The sequence below is a fragment of the Ochrobactrum sp. SFR4 genome, from assembly GCF_019730395.1.
Classification (GTDB): Bacteria; Pseudomonadota; Alphaproteobacteria; order Rhizobiales; family Rhizobiaceae; genus Pseudochrobactrum.
Genome location: NZ_JAAPBB010000067.1, coordinates 1 through 827, shown reverse-complemented (window position 1 = coordinate 827; position 827 = coordinate 1). Strand labels below are relative to the sequence as shown.

The 827-nt window shown below is 44.6% G+C and carries 1 tRNA gene; it reads right to left on the bottom strand.

The window, feature by feature from the left end:
- Positions 1–269: 269 nt before the first annotated feature.
- Positions 270–346, bottom strand: a tRNA-Asp gene (locus HBA93_RS17865).
- Between the last annotated feature and the right edge of the window lie 481 nt (positions 347–827).

Genomic DNA, 827 nt, shown 5'->3' with positions numbered 1-827 from the left:
GAGTGACGGGGCTCGAACCCGCGACCTCCGGCGTGACAGGCCGGCACTCTAACCAACTGAGCTACACCCGCGCAGTACTTCATGTGCTGAAGTGATTTGGTATGTACTCTGATTCATTTTTAAAATCAAAGGGTTTTCTTACAAAATCTACAAATAAATGAAGAAAATTTGCATTTAAAAACAAATGCTTAAATCAGGACATCAAAGGGAAATATAAAGCAGGCAGGGTGCGCCACTTTCTCACAAACTATATTTTAAAGAAGAGAAAGTGGCGCGAGTGACGGGGCTCGAACCCGCGACCTCCGGCGTGACAGGCCGGCACTCTAACCAACTGAGCTACACCCGCGCAGTATTTTCAGAGATTATCTGAAAGCCTTAAGCTATTTACTTGAGGCACCGTGACGTTTCCGTTCGGTATGGGCGCTGTCTAATGTGTTCACCATGAACTGTCAAGCGAGGTTTTGAAAGTTTTTCACTGAAAAGAGGATAAAGATGCACAGAGCCCGAACAGAGCACTTTATATATATAGGCAGTGCACAAATGACAGGTTTTATACACAGCACAGAATAAAAAGATGCTCCCCCTCACAACCTATAAGCATCTGAATTCAAAGAATCATCCGAAACGCATGACGGAACCGCATCGGGAATGTGAAGAAACAAAAATTAATTCAAATTTCTGTTTTATTTTTGATTTTTGCTCTTGCGCTTAGTCAAAGAATTCCTTAAACGAGCCTCACAGCCGCTTCAAAGCGAGCGGGCGATTAGCTCAGTTGGTAGAGCGCTTCGTTTACACCGAAGATGTCGGGAGTTCGAGTCTCTCATCGC